This is a genomic window from Erythrobacter sp. (assembly GCF_036351135.1).
Classification (GTDB): domain Bacteria; phylum Pseudomonadota; class Alphaproteobacteria; order Sphingomonadales; family Sphingomonadaceae; genus Erythrobacter.
Genome location: NZ_JAZBON010000026.1, coordinates 122,947 through 138,757 on the forward strand (window position 1 = coordinate 122,947; position 15,811 = coordinate 138,757).

At 64.9% G+C, this 15,811-nt stretch carries 15 protein-coding genes; 11 read left to right on the forward strand and 4 right to left on the reverse strand.

Annotation, left to right across the window (positions count from 1 at the left end; genetic code table 11):
* Positions 1-78: 78 nt before the first annotated feature.
* The 5 genes from acnA to V2I30_RS08885 all read left to right on the forward strand — a co-directional run bounded on the left by acnA (position 79) and on the right by V2I30_RS08885 (position 4,778).
* Positions 79-2,751: an aconitate hydratase AcnA gene (gene acnA / locus V2I30_RS08865; protein ID WP_330661777.1), complete on the forward strand. Its 2,673-nt coding sequence runs from the start codon at positions 79-81 to the stop codon at positions 2,749-2,751.
* A complete protein-coding gene (locus tag V2I30_RS08870) occupies positions 2,708-3,196 on the forward strand; it encodes a rhodanese-like domain-containing protein (protein WP_330661778.1) in 489 nt (162 codons plus the stop codon). Before acnA ends, V2I30_RS08870 begins: the two co-directional genes overlap by 44 nt.
* 106 nt (positions 3,197-3,302) lie before the next feature.
* Positions 3,303-3,578, forward strand: coding sequence for a hypothetical protein (locus V2I30_RS08875; protein WP_330661779.1), 276 nt, complete (start codon positions 3,303-3,305; stop codon positions 3,576-3,578).
* A gap of 162 nt (positions 3,579-3,740) precedes the next feature.
* Positions 3,741-4,274: a hypothetical protein gene (locus V2I30_RS08880; RefSeq protein ID WP_330661780.1), complete on the forward strand. Its 534-nt coding sequence runs from the start codon at positions 3,741-3,743 to the stop codon at positions 4,272-4,274.
* An 18-nt stretch (positions 4,275-4,292) separates the two neighbouring features.
* Positions 4,293-4,778: a hypothetical protein gene (locus tag V2I30_RS08885; protein WP_330661781.1), complete on the forward strand. Its 486-nt coding sequence runs from the start codon at positions 4,293-4,295 to the stop codon at positions 4,776-4,778.
* 582 nt (positions 4,779-5,360) lie between these two features.
* On the opposite strand, the gene ruvB is transcribed toward V2I30_RS08885, so the two are convergent.
* The 3 genes from ruvB to ruvA form a co-directional block, all read right to left on the reverse strand.
* Entirely contained in the window at positions 5,361-6,407 is a 1,047-nt protein-coding gene (gene ruvB / locus V2I30_RS08890; protein ID WP_330661782.1) for a Holliday junction branch migration DNA helicase RuvB, read from the reverse strand.
* 205 nt (positions 6,408-6,612) lie between these two features.
* On the reverse strand, positions 6,613-7,170 hold the full coding sequence (locus tag V2I30_RS08895) for a DsrE family protein (RefSeq protein ID WP_330661783.1): 558 nt from the start codon (positions 7,168-7,170) through the stop codon (positions 6,613-6,615).
* The gene (ruvA, locus tag V2I30_RS08900; RefSeq protein ID WP_330661927.1) at positions 7,170-7,787 is read right to left on the reverse strand and encodes a Holliday junction branch migration protein RuvA; all 618 of its coding nucleotides are present in this window, start codon (positions 7,785-7,787) and stop codon (positions 7,170-7,172) included. Before ruvA ends, V2I30_RS08895 begins: the two co-directional genes overlap by 1 nt.
* Before the next feature lie 286 nt (positions 7,788-8,073).
* Between ruvA and aroC the strand changes: the two genes are divergently transcribed.
* The 4 genes from aroC (at position 8,074) to V2I30_RS08920 (ending at position 12,302) form a co-directional block, all read left to right on the forward strand.
* Complete coding sequence (gene aroC, locus V2I30_RS08905; protein ID WP_330661784.1) at positions 8,074-9,159, forward strand: chorismate synthase; 1,086 nt, start codon at positions 8,074-8,076, stop codon at positions 9,157-9,159.
* 33 nt (positions 9,160-9,192) lie between these two features.
* A complete protein-coding gene (locus V2I30_RS08910; RefSeq protein ID WP_330661785.1) occupies positions 9,193-10,053 on the forward strand; it encodes a phosphotransferase family protein in 861 nt (286 codons plus the stop codon).
* 261 nt (positions 10,054-10,314) lie between these two features.
* Entirely contained in the window at positions 10,315-11,397 is a 1,083-nt protein-coding gene (locus tag V2I30_RS08915; protein WP_330661786.1) for a PAS domain-containing protein, read from the forward strand.
* Positions 11,394-12,302 carry an NAD-dependent epimerase/dehydratase family protein gene (locus tag V2I30_RS08920; RefSeq protein ID WP_330661787.1) on the forward strand — a complete coding sequence of 303 codons (909 nt, stop codon included), beginning with the start codon at positions 11,394-11,396 and terminating at the stop codon, positions 12,300-12,302. Before V2I30_RS08915 ends, V2I30_RS08920 begins: the two co-directional genes overlap by 4 nt.
* On the opposite strand, the gene V2I30_RS08925 is transcribed toward V2I30_RS08920, so the two are convergent.
* Complete coding sequence (locus tag V2I30_RS08925; protein ID WP_330661788.1) at positions 12,299-13,126, reverse strand: PilZ domain-containing protein; 828 nt, start codon at positions 13,124-13,126, stop codon at positions 12,299-12,301. The genes V2I30_RS08920 and V2I30_RS08925 overlap by 4 nt on opposite strands.
* Positions 13,127-13,313: 187 nt before the next feature.
* Between V2I30_RS08925 and ahpC the strand changes: the two genes are divergently transcribed.
* Together ahpC and ahpF are read left to right on the forward strand one after the other, a co-directional pair.
* The gene (gene ahpC / locus V2I30_RS08930) at positions 13,314-13,880 is read left to right on the forward strand and encodes an alkyl hydroperoxide reductase subunit C (RefSeq protein ID WP_330661789.1); all 567 of its coding nucleotides are present in this window, start codon (positions 13,314-13,316) and stop codon (positions 13,878-13,880) included.
* A gap of 244 nt (positions 13,881-14,124) precedes the next feature.
* Entirely contained in the window at positions 14,125-15,726 is a 1,602-nt protein-coding gene (gene ahpF / locus V2I30_RS08935) for an alkyl hydroperoxide reductase subunit F (RefSeq protein ID WP_330661928.1), read from the forward strand.
* Positions 15,727-15,811: the final 85 nt, after the last annotated feature.

The window sequence follows — 15,811 nt, forward strand, 5'->3', positions numbered from 1 at the left end:
GCGGGGGCGAGAATTCACGGCGCGGCCGTCCGCTTTCCGGCTTGCACCGTGCGCCATCTGCAAAGGACACGCCCCCACATGACCGCCACCGGCAAAGACACGCTCTCCACCCGCTCGACCCTTTCGGTGGGTGGCAAGCACTACGCCTATTATTCGCTCGCCAAGGTGTCCGAGCAGCTGGGCGATGTCTCCCGCCTGCCGACCTCGCTCAAGGTGCTGCTCGAAAACCTGCTGCGCTTCGAGGACGAAGGGTTCACCGTGGGGCGCGATGATATCCGGGCGATCGTCGACTGGCAAAAGGACCCCAAAACCGGCAGCGAGATCCAGTATCGCCCGGCGCGCGTGCTGCTCCAGGATTTCACCGGCGTTCCCTGCGTAGTCGATCTGGCCGCGATGCGCGACGCGATCAAGGAACTGGGCGGCGACACGCAGAAGATCAATCCGCAGGTGCCCGTCGATCTCGTGATCGACCACTCGGTAATGGTCGACGAATTCGGCCACCCCAAGGCCATGGAAGCCAATATGGCGCTCGAATATGAGCGCAACGCGGAGCGCTACGATTTCCTCAAATGGGGCTCCAAAAGCTTCAAGAACTTCTCCGCCGTCCCGCCGGGCACCGGCATCTGTCACCAGGTGAACCTCGAATATATCGGGCGCGGCGTATGGTCTTCCGAGGATGAGGACGGCAATCTCGTCGCCTATCCCGACACCTGCGTCGGCACCGACAGCCACACGACCATGATCAACGGCCTTGGCGTCCTCGGCTGGGGCGTCGGCGGGATCGAGGCGGAAGCGGCCATGCTCGGTCAACCGATATCCATGCTGATCCCCGAAGTGGTCGGCTTCAAGCTGACCGGCCGGATGGCCGAAGGCGTTACCGCGACCGACCTCGTGCTGACCTGCGTGCAGATGCTGCGCGAAGTGGGCGTGGTCGGCCGTTTCGTCGAATTTTACGGCGAGGGTGTCGCCAACCTCACCCTCGCCGACCGCGCGACCATCGCCAACATGGCGCCCGAATATGGCGCGACCTGCGGCTTTTTCGGGATCGACGACAAGACCATCGAATATATGCGCCTGACCGGGCGCAGCGAGGAAACGATCGCGCTGGTCGAGGCCTATGCCAAGGAACAGGGCATGTGGTTCGATCCGGCGCATGAGCCGATCTTCACCAAGACGCTCGACCTCGACGTCTCGAGTGTCGTGCCGAGCCTTGCGGGACCCAAGCGCCCGCAGGATCGCGTCATCCTTCCCGAGGTCGACGAGTTGTTCAACACAGACCTCAAGAAGGTCTACGGCAAGGACGCGCCGCACCGGGTCGGGGTCGAGGGCAAGAGCCACGATATCGGCGATGGCGACGTCGTTATCGCCGCGATCACCAGCTGCACCAACACCTCTAACCCCGACGTGCTGATCGCCGCCGGCCTTGTCGCCAAAAAGGCCAACGAGAAAGGCCTGAAGCCCAAACCGTGGGTCAAGACCTCGCTCGCGCCCGGCTCGCAGGTGGTCACCGACTATCTCGAGAAATCGGGCCTGCAGGACGATCTGGATGCGATCGGCTTCGATCTCGTCGGTTATGGCTGCACAACCTGCATCGGCAATTCGGGCCCGCTCGCCCCGCCGATCAGCGCGGCGATCAACGGCAACGACATCGTCGCCGCCTCGGTCCTGTCCGGAAACCGCAATTTCGAAGGCCGCGTCAGCCCGGACGTGCGCGCCAATTTCCTGGCTTCGCCGCCGCTCGTGGTCGCCTATGCGCTCAAGGGCACCGTGACCGAGGACATCACCGAAACCCCGCTCGGTCAGGATCGCGAGGGCAACGATGTGATGCTCGCCGATCTGTGGCCGACCAATGCCGAGATCGCGAAGCACCGCGCCGCAAATATCGATCGCTCGATGTTCGAGAGCCGCTACGCCAATGTCTTCGATGGCGACGAGCATTGGCAGGCGATCACGGTCGAACCGTCCGACACCTATCAATGGCGCGCCGGCTCGACCTACATAGCCAATCCGCCCTATTTCGAAGGCATGGAGATGACCCCCGCGCCGATCGCCGATATTATCGAAGCGAAACCGCTCGCGATCCTCGGCGACAGCGTCACCACCGACCACATCTCGCCTGCCGGTTCGATCAAGGAAGACAGCCCCGCCGGCGAATATCTCAAGTCCAATCAGGTCGCGAAGAAGGACTTCAACTCCTACGGCTCGCGCCGCGGTAATCACGAGGTGATGATGCGTGGCACCTTCGCCAATATCCGCATCCGCAACGAGATGGTGCCCGGCGTCGAGGGCGGCTACACCACCTATGAAGGCGAGCGGATGCCGATCTACGACGCCGCGATGAAGCATGCCGAGGACGGCACCCCGCTGATCGTCGTCGGCGGCAAGGAATACGGAACCGGCTCCAGCCGCGACTGGGCGGCGAAGGGCACGGTCCTGCTGGGCGTGCGCGCCGTCATCGTCGAAAGCTTCGAGCGTATCCACCGCTCGAACCTCGTCGGCATGGGCGTGCTCCCTCTGCAGTTCAAGGAAGGCGATACGCGCGAAACGCTTGGCCTCGGGCCGAACGACACGTTCAGCATCAAGGGGCTTGCCGATCTCAAGCCGGGTCAGGACGTCTCCATCGAGGTCACCCACGAAGACGGCTCTAAATCTAGCTTCACCGCGCTGTGCCGCATCGATACCGCGAACGAGATGGAATATTACCGCAATGGCGGCATCCTCCATTACGTGCTGCGCAAGCTTGCTGCCTGAGGTGATGGTCCGCAGCTTCCTTGGCCCGATCGCGGCCAGTCTGTTGCTGGCCGGATGCGGGGAGGCGGATGCGATGCGCGAGGTCGTGCAGGGCGAGATCAACGAATCGGCCTCGCGCGGCGAAGTGCAGGGACCGGTCGTCGATCTGACGCCGGCGCAGCTGGCCGAACGCTTGGAGCGCGGCGACATCCGCCTGATCGATGTGCGCACCGCCAAGGAGGTGGAGAAGGGCATGATTCCCGGCGCCGAGCACATTGCGCTCGATGCGTTCGCCCCCGCCGAACTCGATCTGTCGGATGGGCACGAAATCGTGCTCTATTGTCGTTCGGGCCGTCGTTCCTCCATCGCCGCCGAGCGCGTTGCCGGGCATACGGGGCGGCCCGCGGCGCATCTCGAAGGCGGCATCCTCGCGTGGACGGACTCGGACTTCGCTATCGAGAAATAGGCATGGCGAAGCCGTTCAGGCACCGTTCGTCCAGCAGGCGGTAGCCATTTTGACGCTTTTGGCGTATAAAAGACAAAACCATTCATTCGTTGGGGGTATTCGTACCATGATTATCAGAACCGCTCTGGCGAGCGCACTCATCCTGTCCGTGCCCGTGGCGGCGCCGGCATTGGCCCAGAACAGTTCGGAACAGGCCGACTCCGAAGAGGCGCTGGACGATGACGACAAAATGGTCTGTCGCCGCGAAGCCGTGATCGGCTCGCGGTTCAAGAAGCGCGTTTGCGCTACGAAAAAGGAATGGCGCGAATTGGCCGAGCGCGGCCGCAGCGATACGGAAGACATCCAGCGTCGCGGCTTCGTGCCCGGCGTCGAACCAGGCTGAGGCGCTTCAGTAGGCGAGACGCAGTAACGTACGGACCGATGGCGCCTGGTCGGCTCGCCTGCGTTCGCTCACCGTGGATCGCTGCTGAGCTACCCAGTATATAACGGTTTTCGCTCGGCTCCGGCCGAAGCGCTCGTCTACGCGGGTCGGTCGGTCGACATATTGCGCCGGCCCAGAATGGCGGCGGCGGCAAGGCCGAACAGCACCATCATCGGCGGCGCCGGAACTTCGTGCCCGCCACTGCTACCGCCCGAATCGCCGCCGCTGCTGCTAGTCGGGTGGCCGTCCCCACCGCTACTGCTGCCGCTACTGCTGCTGGATGAAGAGCTGCTCGACGAGGTAGATGAACTGGTCGAACTCGTCACATCGCCGGAAGTCGAGGACGAACTGCTGACGTCCCCCGAGGTCGAACTCGAGCTGCTGACATCCCCCGAAGTCGAGGACGAACTGCTGACGTCCCCGGAGGTGGAGCTCGAGGTCGAACTCGAGACATTGCCAGAGGACGAACTCGATACGCTGCCCGAAGAGGAGCTGGTCGAGCTGGTTACGTTGCCCGAGCTCGACGAAACCCCGCCGCTCGACGAGCTGACATTGCCCGACGAACTCGATACGTCACCGGAGCTCGAGACCGCACCAGTCGAGCTGGAGACTGCGCCGGTCGATGACGAGACGCCGCCGCTCGAAGAGCTGATCTGACCGGTCGAGCTCGAGACGTTGCCCGACGTGGTCGAGGTCGAGATCCCCCCGCTGCTCGAGGAGACCTGGCCGGTCGACGAGGAGATCGATCCGGTGGAGGAAGTCGATGTGACCTCGCCGCTCGACGAGGTGGAGGACACCGCCCCGCTCGACGAGGTCGACGTGACCGTGCCCGAGCTCGTCGAATTATCGATGTCGATATCGATATTGATCGCGCCCGAAGTCGTCCCGTCGCCGCCGCTGGTGCTGGTCGAGCCGCCCGACGTCGTGGTGCCGTCCCCGCCGCTGCTGGAGCTGGAACCGCCGCCTGAAGTGGTCGTGCTTACCGACACGTCGCCGGAGGACGATCCGCCGCCGCCGAAGAACCCGCCGAGCAGCCCTCCGCCAAAGCCACCACCGAAGCCGCCGAAACCCCCGGGTCCGCCGCCGAAGACAACCGGCCCACCGCCGAAGCCCCCGCCGCCGCGCACCGGCTGGATCGGCGGCAATGGCGCGGCAGCATAGGCGACCTGCGCGATCGGCGGGCATTCGGCCGGATCGAAATAGGCCTGCGTCGCGCCCACGGGAAGCGGCGCCGCATTTTGCGAACCATAGGGCCCGGCAATGGGCTCGCATTCGATCGTGCGCTCGACGATCCGCCGCCGCACTGGTTGGGGCAGTGGCGGCAATTCGCGGGCGCGCTGGGTCTTGATGTAGACCGGCTCGCCATCGGTCTGAACCAGCTTGCCGTCCATATCCGAGGCGAAGCGCGGCTCCTCGGTGTTCATCGGCTCGGCCACGCGCACCGCGCCCCCCTGAAGCAGGGCCACCCCCGCGGCCGTCGCCGCCAGTTTCGCAGTTGCCAGTTTGATCGACATGATACCAAGCCTCGTTTCCTGCGTCGGCAAGAAGCGCTGCACCCACAGCTGCAATCCGACGCGAGCCTGTCATGCCGGGGGCCGGAGGCGCATCGCAATGCGGTTAACCATGTTTGCGGGCCGTTAGCAGGCGGTTGGCGCGCAAACGTGGCCCATTTTGGGGCTGCTGTCCCGCTTTGGCACCGAAACCCGCTCTTTTCTCGCGGTTTCCGCGCCGGAGTTGCGCGCGTTAGCCCTCCTCGTCGAACATGCCGGGCTGCGTCGAGTCGCTATTGCGGGGACGCGGCGCGTCGAGGCCTAGGTGGGTCCACGCCGCCTCGTTCAGCATTCGTCCCCGCTCGGTCCGCGCGACCAGCCCAAGCTGGATGAGGTAGGGCTCGATCACCTCCTCGACGGTGTCGCGTTGCTCCGAAAGTCCCGCCGCGATCGCCGCGACGCCGACCGGGCCGCCCTTGTAGGTGTCGGCGATCATGGTGAGGTAGCGGCGGTCCATACTGTCCAAGCCCAGCCGGTCGATCTCGAGCCGGGTCAGCGCATCGTCGGCCATCGCGCGGGTGACGCGGTCTGCGCCGGCCACCTCGGCGAAATCGCGGACCCGGCGCAGCAGCCGTCCTGCGACCCGCGGCGTTCCGCGCGCGCGGCAGGCGATCTCGCGCGCTGCCGCCGGCTCGATGTCGAGCCCGAGCAGGCGGCTCCCGCGGGTCACCACGAGGTCGAGCTCTTCCTCGCTATAGAACTGCAGCCGCACCGGAATGCCGAACCGATCGCGCAGGGGCGTTGTCAGCAATCCCTGCCGCGTGGTTGCGCCGACCAGCGTGAAGGGCGGCAGGTCGATCCGCACGCTGCGCGCGGAAGGTCCCTCACCGATGATGATATCGAGCGCGCGGTCTTCCATCGCCGGGTAGAGCACTTCTTCGACCACCGGGTTGAGGCGGTGGATTTCGTCGATGAAGAGCACGTCATGCGGCTCGAGATTGGTGAGCAGCGCGGCAAGATCGCCCGCCTTGGCGATGACCGGCCCGCTGGTCGCGCGAAAGCCGACACCCAGCTCGGCAGCGACGATCTGCGCGAGCGTGGTCTTGCCGAGACCGGGCGGACCGTGGAAGAGCGTATGATCCATCGCCTCGCCGCGCGCCCTGGCTGCGCCGATGAACACCTCGAGGTTCGCGCGCGCGGCCTCCTGCCCGATGAACTCGGCCAGCCGCTTCGGCCGCAGCGCTGCGTCGGGATCGCCGGCTTGCGGATCGGGCGCGTGAAGGGGGACGGGGTCAGTCATTTCGACGCTTCCCCATCCTCGGGAAACACGCATTCCGCAGGGGCATTCGGCACGTGAGCAAGACGACCACCCGCTTCCTCACACCTCTCCTGACCTGCTCTCTTCATCAAGCCGGTCGATCCTAAAGTGGCGACGAGTGCTATCACTGCAAGGAGCAGGGCCAGCCTCCAAAGGGGAAGGTCAGGATAACGGTTGGCGGGATCGGTCAAAACGGGTTCACCGTATAGCCGTCCTGTTGCAGCAATGCGTGCGCGGTCATGGCGGAGATCTGCATTTCGACGCCTTCGATCAGCTGCTCCGCGCGCACGCCATAGGCCGCGGCGCTTTGGCCGCAAACGATGAAGCGTACGCCTCGTTCCAGCATCGCGCGGACCATCGGTTCGGAGCGGTTGGCCTGGCCAGACACGAGATCCGTCACCGCCCTGCCATGCACGACGACCGCGAGGTTCATGCGATCGAGCGACACGCCGGCGGCGGCGTGCATGTTGATGAACCGCGCGGCGCTTTCGAAGCTGCGATTGCGCGCCCCTTCCTTCGCGACGTCCGCCACGTCGAAGGCGATGTCGAAGCGCGAGAGGGAGGGGATCGTGCTTGCCCCGTCGACAGGCGCATGCGGGCCGAACTCCTCGAATACGGGGCCGGTGTCGAACGCTTCGAGGCTGGGCGTCTGCGCGGTGGCCGGAGCCACAAGAGCCATTGCAAGCACGAATGCCAGTGCCGTGTCGATCGCGTTCTCCATAACGTCCTCCATCACGCTCCCCATCACCCCGCCGCCTTCTTCAGCGCCACGCGGATCAGCTCGCCCTCGCCTGCATCCTCGCCCAGTTCGGCCTGTGCGCGGGCGACGGCCTGGGCGGCGATGGCGGGTTTGAAGCCGAGGTTCTCGAGCGCGCTTACCGCGTCGGCGCTGGCGCTGCCCGCGGGGGCGGCCGCGAGCGCCCCGCTCGCCATTCCGCCGCCCGGCCCAGAACCAGGCAGGGCGCCGGCTTTGTCCTTCAGCTCATTGACGATCCGGCCGGCCAACTTGGGCCCCACCCCGTTCGCCCGGGCCACGCTTGCCGCATCGCCGGCGGCGCAGGCATCGCGCAACTCTCCGGTCGAAAGCGCGGAGAGGATTGCCAGCGCGACCTTGCTGCCCACACCCTGCACCCCGGTCAGCAGCCGGAACCAGTCGCGCTCGCTCGCCTCGGCGAAGCCCAAGAGCCGCATGTCGTTCTCGCTGACCTGCAGGTCGGTATGGACGGTGCAGGCTTCGCCGCGTTCGCCCAGCGCCGACAGGGTGCGCGCCGAACAGTGGACGAGATAGCCGACGCCGCTCACATCGACGATGGCCCAGTCCTCGCCCAGTTCGTCGAGCCGTCCGGATAGCTTCGCGATCATGGCCCGTTGCTGCCCCAGCGCGCTGGCTTTGACCATAGCTGGGCGAGGCTTTGTGCCCCGCCCAATCGCCAACGGGCGTTTCCAACAGGATGGAACACATGGAACACGATCCTGAAGCCAAGTTTTCCGGGCTTTCGAGCGGATGCGGAGCCATCGTTCAGGTTGGGGGCGGCGAAGCTAGACATGCCTTTCCTATAGAACTCCGACGCCGCGTAGGAAATCGCCCCATCCGCTCGACAGACACGTTCGCTCGACACGCACCCCGTATTCGCTAAACCGGGCCACCATGAGCCACAACACGTTCGGGCGGGTGTTCCGCTTTACCACATGGGGCGAAAGCCACGGACCGGCGCTGGGCGTCGTGATCGACGGCTGCCCACCGGGCCTGCCTCTGACCGAAGCCGACATCCAGCCCTTCCTCGATGCGCGCAAGCCTGGCCAGAGCCGGTATACGACGCAGCGCCGCGAGGCCGATCGGGTCCGGATCATGTCGGGCGTGTTCGAGGACGACGGCGGCCGGCAGGTCACCACCGGCACCCCGATCCACCTGATGATCGAAAACACCGATCAGCGATCGAAGGATTATTCGCAGATCGCCAGAAGCTACCGCCCGGGCCATGCGGACTACACCTACGATGCCAAATACGGCATCCGCGATTATCGCGGCGGCGGGCGGTCATCGGCACGCGAGACGGCGGCGCGGGTGGCGGCGGGCGCGGTCGCGCGGCTGGTCATTCCCGAAGTCTCGATCACGGCCTATGTCTGCGAACTGGGCGGCGACGCAATCGATCGTGAGGCCATCGCATATGAGGAGATCGGCAAGAACCCGTTCTTCTGCCCCGACATTTCGGCTGCGACCCGCTGGGGGGAAAAGGTGGAGGCGGCGCGCAAGGATGGGTCCTCGCTCGGCGCGGTGGTCGAATGCTCGGCGCAAGGCGTACCCGCGGGCTGGGGCGCGCCCGTCTATGCCAAGCTCGACGGCGAATTGGCCGCCGCGATGATGAGCATCAACGCGACCAAGGGCGTGGAGATCGGCGACGGGTTCGCGGCCGCGCGGCTGACTGGCGAAAAAAATGCCGATGCGATGTCGCCGGGCGATGATGGTAAACCCGTCTTCGCCAGCAACCATGCCGGCGGCACCGCGGGCGGCATCTCGACCGGACAGCCGGTGGTCTGCCGCGTTGCCTTCAAACCGACCTCTTCGATCCTGACGCCGGTCGACTCGATCACCTCCTCGGGAGAAGCCACGCAAGTGATGACCAAGGGCCGACATGACCCCTGTGTCGGCATTCGCGGGACGCCGGTGGTCGAGGCGATGATGGCGCTGGTGCTGGCCGATCATAAACTGCTCCACCGCGCGCAGACGGGTTGACCCGCCGTGCCGAGAGCCGAGCGTCTTGGCCGATTGGTTGCGAAACACTTTCCTGGAGCGCGCCTCGCCTCGTTCGAGCGCCTGACCGGGGGCGTCTCCGCGGATGTGACGCGGCTCGACATGATCCTGCCCGATGGCACGCACCACTCGGTTGTGCTGCGCGAACACGCTGCAAGGCATGACGGCCATGAACTGGCCACCGAATTTCAGGCGCTGAAGACCATCCATGCCGCGGGGCTAGCGGTGCCCAAGCCGCTGGCTTGCGACGACACGCGCAGTATTCTCGAGCATCCATGGCTGCTGATGGAGTTCGTCGACGGGTCCACACAAATCCCCGAGGACGAGGCTGGCGCGCGCATCGACGCAATGGCCGCCTACCTGTTCGGCCTCCACGCGACGCCCCTGACCGATCTGCCCGGTCTGCCGCTCGTCCTCGACCCGATCCCCGAACTCCTCGAGTGGCTGCCCGAGGACGCACGATGGAACGGCCTGCGAGCGAGGCTGCGCGACCTGGAGGGTACACAGTATGTTGGAGAGCGGGTCCTGATCCACGGCGATTTCTGGCCGGAGAACATCATCTGGGACGAGGTCGGATCGATCCGGGCGGTGATCGACTGGGAAGATGCCTGTATCGGCGATCCCAACGCCGATGTCGCGTTTTCCTGCCTCGAGCTGCGCTATGTCCACGGCAAGGACGGGGAGCAAAGGTTCAAACGCGCCTATGGCGAGCGGCGCGCTATCGAACCGTTCCGCTTCGCCCTGTGGCAGGCCTATGCCGGTAGCCACGCCTATAACCATATGGGCCGGTGGGGACTGGAGCCCGGGCGCGAGCGACATATGCGCGGGATTGCGCTGGAGACAATCGCGGAAGCCGCCGAAGTGATCGGCCGATGATGACGTTGAAGCTCATTGGCCGAAGCTTGCTCCACCGGGCGTAAAGAGAGGCCCGACCCGCATAGCCCGACGGCGGATCGCTCGCCGCCCGGTTGCAGCGATTGCACAGGTCCCGGTCTTAGCAGTGCCTTGCATGCAACCAGTTGCGCCGAGCAACGTCTCTAACATTCTATATTGGCGCCCCCTTCGCCGCTTAGCTACTTGATCGCTTCGCCCTTTCAGTGAAAATGGATGCTTCAAGGGACCTGTGACGGATCATTTATGCTGGACAAGAATTTCGACTTTGTCGGCGAAGGACCGGCCACAGCATTGCTTGCGCAGCTTCCGTTCTCGATGGTTATCAGCGATCCGACCCGCGAGGATTGCCCTATCGTCTACGTCAACCGCGCCTTCGAGACGATCACCGGCTACAGCGCGAGGATGGCGCTGGGGAAGAATTGCCGCTTCCTCCAGGGTGAAGATCGGGATCAGCCCGCGCGCGCGGAAATTCGCGAGGCGATCCAGAACGAGAAATCGGTCGCGGTCGACATCCGCAATTACAGGGCCAACGGCGAGCCGTTTCTCAACCGTCTGATCATTGCGCCGGTGCATGACGAGGACGGCAAACTGTTCGCCTTTATCGGCCTGCAGTCCGAGCTTGCCGAAACCGAGGAGGGGCGGGTCATGACCGTCCGGGATGCGACCGATCTGTTGCGCGAGACGCAGCACCGGGTGAAGAACCACCTTGCCATGGTTGCATCGATGATCCGGTTGGAGGCGAAGAACGAGCGGCCCGATCGCAAGGTCAATGTCTACGACGTCCTTGCCCGGCGGGTCGATGCGCTCAGCCTGCTCTACGACGAGTTCACGCAAAGCTCGATCGTTCCGGGCACGAAATACGACGTGGTCTCCTCGGGCGGTTATATCAGCCGCATCTCCTCGACCATCGCCGCGCTGGAGGGTCGCGCTTCGATCCGTACCAATATCGACGTCGACACCATTCCCATGCGCGCGAAGCTCGCCGCGAATCTCGGGCTGATTGTGTCCGAAGTGCTGTCCAACACCTTTCAACACGCTTTTGTGGGGCGCAAGGAGGGGGTCGTCGAGGTGCGTCTCAAATCGTTGGGGTCGGACCGCATCCGCCTGACGATCTCGGATGATGGGGTCGGCATGGGCGACAGCGACTGGCCCAACACCGGCAATCTCGGCGCGCGGATCGTGCGCTCGATCGCGAAGAGCCTGAGGGCCGAGATCAGTGTCAACAGCACAGGGCTGGGAACGGTCTTCACGCTGGAGATGCTCAGCGACCTTCCGACCCAGATCGAACAGGATGGCGGGCGCGCCGCTTTGCGCAAGAGCGGGTGAAGGCGAGCGCGGTGCGGGCAAAGGTGGTCTGCACCGGTTCTTCGGGACGGATCGGGCGCGCGATCATGGCCCGGCTTACGGGCATATTCGAGGTCGTGGGGGTCGACCGTGTCGCCGGACCTGCGACCACCCTCAGGGCGAACATCGCCGACGAATATCCGATGCGAAAGGCGCTCGAGGGGGCGGATGCTGTCATTCACACCGCTGGCCCCCACGCCCCGCATGTCGGCAAGCTCTCCGAGGCCGAGTTCGAGCGGGCGGTGGTCGCCGACACCGCGCAATTGTTCGACTGGGCCCGCGCGGCCGGGGTTCGGCGGTTCGTCTTCGCGAGCACGACCGCGCTTTACGGCCATGCGATCGTCCCGGGGACCTGCACGTGGATCGACGAAACGACGCCCCCTTCCCCGCGCACGATCTATCACCGCACCAAACTCGCCGCCGAGCGCCGTCTCGAAGCCGCGGCGAGCCGGCAATGCAGTTTGCGCGTTCTGCGTATCGGGCGGTGTTTTCCCGAGACGGCGCCGCTCATGACGGTTTACCGCCTGCATCGCGGGATCGATACGCGCGACGTCGCCGAAGGGCATGTTCGCGCGCTGAGCCATCGAGGCGCGCCGTTCGAGCGGTTCGTCCTGTCTGGCGCGACACCCTTTCTCCGGGAGGATGCGGAAATGCTCGGACAGGATGCGCCGCACGTGCTGCGCCGGCGCGCGCGCGCTCTGGTGGCTGCGTTCGAGCGGCGCGGCTGGGCACTGCCGACCGCAATCGACCGGGTGTATGACGCCGCAAAGGCGCAGCGTGCGCTCGGCTGGACCATGCGGCATGACTGGCGCGAGGTGATAGCGCAGGCGGAGCGCAGCGACGAGGCGCTGATGTCGCGGGGACGAAGCGAAGTCTGCGACGCCTAACGCAAGGGGCCCGGCGGCGGGGCGTCGTCGGCGAAGGCGAACCTTGCATCGAGCAACAGGCCCTGCAGTGTCACCGGGCTCATCGGTTCGTCCAGCTTGAGGCCCGCAACGCCGTGTTGCAACCAGCGGACACTGGCCGGCAGGATCGTGTGGCTGCACAGGCGAACCGCGACCTTTTGGCCGGTCGCAAGTCCGGGCACGCCGCTGATGCGTAGACCGCCGAGCGAGATATTCTCGACGATGCCGGGCCGCGGCTGGCCATCGACGCTGCATTCGGCCGGTGCGCGGCAATCGATGCGCACCGGACGCGCAGGAAAGGCGCTTCCCGTATCTGCCGAGACGTCGACATGGCGCAGTCCGTAGGTCGTCTCTTCCCGCCAGGCGACCTCGGCCTCCATGCAGCAATTGGCCTTCCAGAAATAGCGCAGGCGCTCGCCGACCGCGAAGTCGCCAAGCGACTGGAATCGGGCGCCGCCGATCGAGAAGCTGAGGAGCTGCGCCATCGCGACCTTGTCGGATGCGATCACGCAACACCGCCTGCGCGCCGTGTCCGAGCGCTCTTCGCGGCGGCGCTCACCGGGCGTCATCGATGGCAGCATTCGCGCGGAGACAGAGGCATGTGCGTCGGGAGATCGAACCGGAGACGGCCCATCAGCGATAGCCAGAGATGCCCTGGCAGGGAGAACACGGGTTGGGGCGACAGCTGACGACATGGTGCGGACCTCCTTTGCCTCGCCCCCGAACGAAAGAGCGGCTCGCAGGGATGAGGCAGAAGGACTCTGCAGGCGCGAACCTTCCAAAAGTCCGACGCCGGACCTAGGCATTGCCCACGAAGGCCCTAAGCGACCTCACCGCTCGGCCCGAAAAGGTTCCCGGAAAGGCTGATGGAAAAAACCGATCTTCGCAATCGCACAATTGCGCTTTTGTGCATCGCAGCGCTGCCTAGATGGAAGGTCAAGAGCTATTCCACGCTCGTCAGAGCAACCCGAACGACAAAGGACAAACACCACCATGGGCATCATCGGTTCGACCATCAAACCGTTCAAGGCGACCGCATTCAAGGCGGGCGAAGACTTTTACGACGTTACCCAGGACGACATCGCCGGTAAGTGGGCGGTGTTCTTCTTCTATCCGGCCGACTGGACCTTCGTGTGTCCGACCGAGCTCGAAGATCTTGGCGAGAAGTACGACATGCTGCAGTCGATGGGCGTCGAAGTGTTCGCCGTCTCGACCGACACGCATTTCAGCCACAAGGCCTGGCACGACACCTCGGAAAAGATCGGCAAGCTGAAATTCCCGTTCCTGGGCGACCAGCTGCACACGCTGTCGAACAATTTCGGCGTGCTTCGCGAAGAGATGGGTCTGGCCGATCGCGCGACCTTCGTGGTCGATCCCGATGGCGTCATCCAGATCATGGAAATCACCTGCGAGGGCGTGGGCCGCAACGCCAACGAACTGACCCGCAAGATCAAGGCCGCGCAATATGTCCGCAACAATCCCGGACAGGTCTGCCCGGCCGCCTGGGAAGAGGGCGGCGAAACTTTGGCGCCTTCGCTGGACCTTGTTGGCAAGATCTGAGTTGTAACGAATGAAGAGCGGCCGGCAGACCCCCCTCCCTTTGCCCGGGCGCTCTTGAAAGACCCGAACCGGCGACGCCCTTCAAAAGGCGGCCTGTTCCGGTCGCATCAGGGCCGGACGCCCTCGCCCCTCCCCCCTGGCGAGCGCGTCCGGCCCATAATGTTTCTCACGCGCGCGCCATGCCGCGAATTCTGATCTCGGCGGTGCCGCCGCCCCTTCCACTTCCAGCTTGCGGATGATGACCATGCTTGATGCCGATATGAAAGCGCAACTGACGCAATATCTCGCCAATCTGCGCGAGGAGATCGTGCTCGTCGCCTCGCTTGGCGATGGACCCAAGAGCGCGCAGACGCGCGAATTGCTGACCGAAATCGCAGCGCTGCATGACGACGTGACCGCACAGTTCGACGGCACCGATGAGCGGCGCCCGAGCTTCGTCATCCGCCGCGCCTCCGACCCTTCGCGGCAGGTGCGCTTTGCCGGTCTGCCGATGGGGCACGAATTCACGTCGCTGGTGCTTGCGCTGCTCTGGGCAGGCGGCCACCCGCCCAAGGTCGATGCCGACCTGATCGACCAGGTTCGCGCGCTAGTTCCCGATGATGGGGGCGATTACGCATTCGAGATGTATTTCTCGCTCTCATGTCACAATTGCCCCGACGTGGTGCAGGCGCTGACTCTGATGGCGCTCGAAAATCCGCGAATCGAGGCAACCCTGATCGAGGGCGGCACGTTCCAGGATGAGGTCGAAGAGCGCGGCGTGCTCGCCGTTCCGGCGACCTTCCTTAATGGCGAGCCATTCTACAACGGCAAGATGGAGCTCGCCGAAATCCTGTCCAAGCTCGACAGCGGCGCCGATGCGAAGGTTGCAGAGAAGATTTCGGCCAAAGACCCGTTCGAAGTGCTGATCGTCGGCGGCGGACCGGCTGGCGCGGCCGCCGGCGTCTACACCGCGCGCAAGGGCTTTCGCACCGGCATCGCGGCAGAGCGTTTCGGCGGCCAGTTGCAGGACACGCTCGGCATCGAAAACCTGCCCGGCACGAGCTACACCGAAGGTCCGAAGCTATCGGACGAATTGAAGGCGCAGGTCGGTGACAACGGTATCGACCTTATCGATCTCGCCCGCGCCAGCGAGCTGAGGCCTGCGAGCGAGGCGGGCGGCATGCACGAAGTGACCTTCGCCAACGGCGCGGTCCTGAAGGCGCGCTCGCTCATCCTCGCGACCGGCGCGCGCTGGCGCAATCTCGGCGTTCCGGGCGAAGAGGAATACCGCAACAAGGGCGTCGCCTATTGTCCGCATTGCGACGGTCCGCTGTTCAAGGGCAAGCGCGTCGCCGTCGTCGGCGGGGGCAATTCGGGCGTCGAGGCGGCGATCGACCTTGCCAAGATCGTCGCTCACGTCACGCTGATCGAATTCGATACGAAGCTGCGTGCTGACGAGGTGCTTCAGCGCAAGCTGCGCAGCCTCGCCAATGTCGAGATCATCACCAATGGCCAGACGACCGAGATCACCGGCGACGGCGCGAAGGTGAACGGCCTGGTGGTCAAGGACCGCGAGAGCGGCGAGGAACGCCAGATCGAATTGGAAGGCGTCTTCATCCAGATCGGTCTCGTCCCCAACACCGAATGGCTGGCGGAAAGCGGGCTCGAACTGTCGAAATACGGCGAGATCGTCGTCGACGCGCACGGCGCGACCAACCTGCCCGGCATCTATGCCGCAGGCGACGCCACCATCGTCAAGGACAAGCAGATCGTCGTCGCAATGGGCAGCGGCGCAACCGCAGGCCTCGGCGCATTCGACTACCTCATCCGCAACGAGCCGGTAGAGGATATCGCGCAGGCGGCGTAGTAGGTAGCGGGTTCGCCATCGGTACGAGGATCCTAGAAACCATTCTTTCCGCTGAGCCATGGGCGCGCGGTCGCGCTTGCGAGGG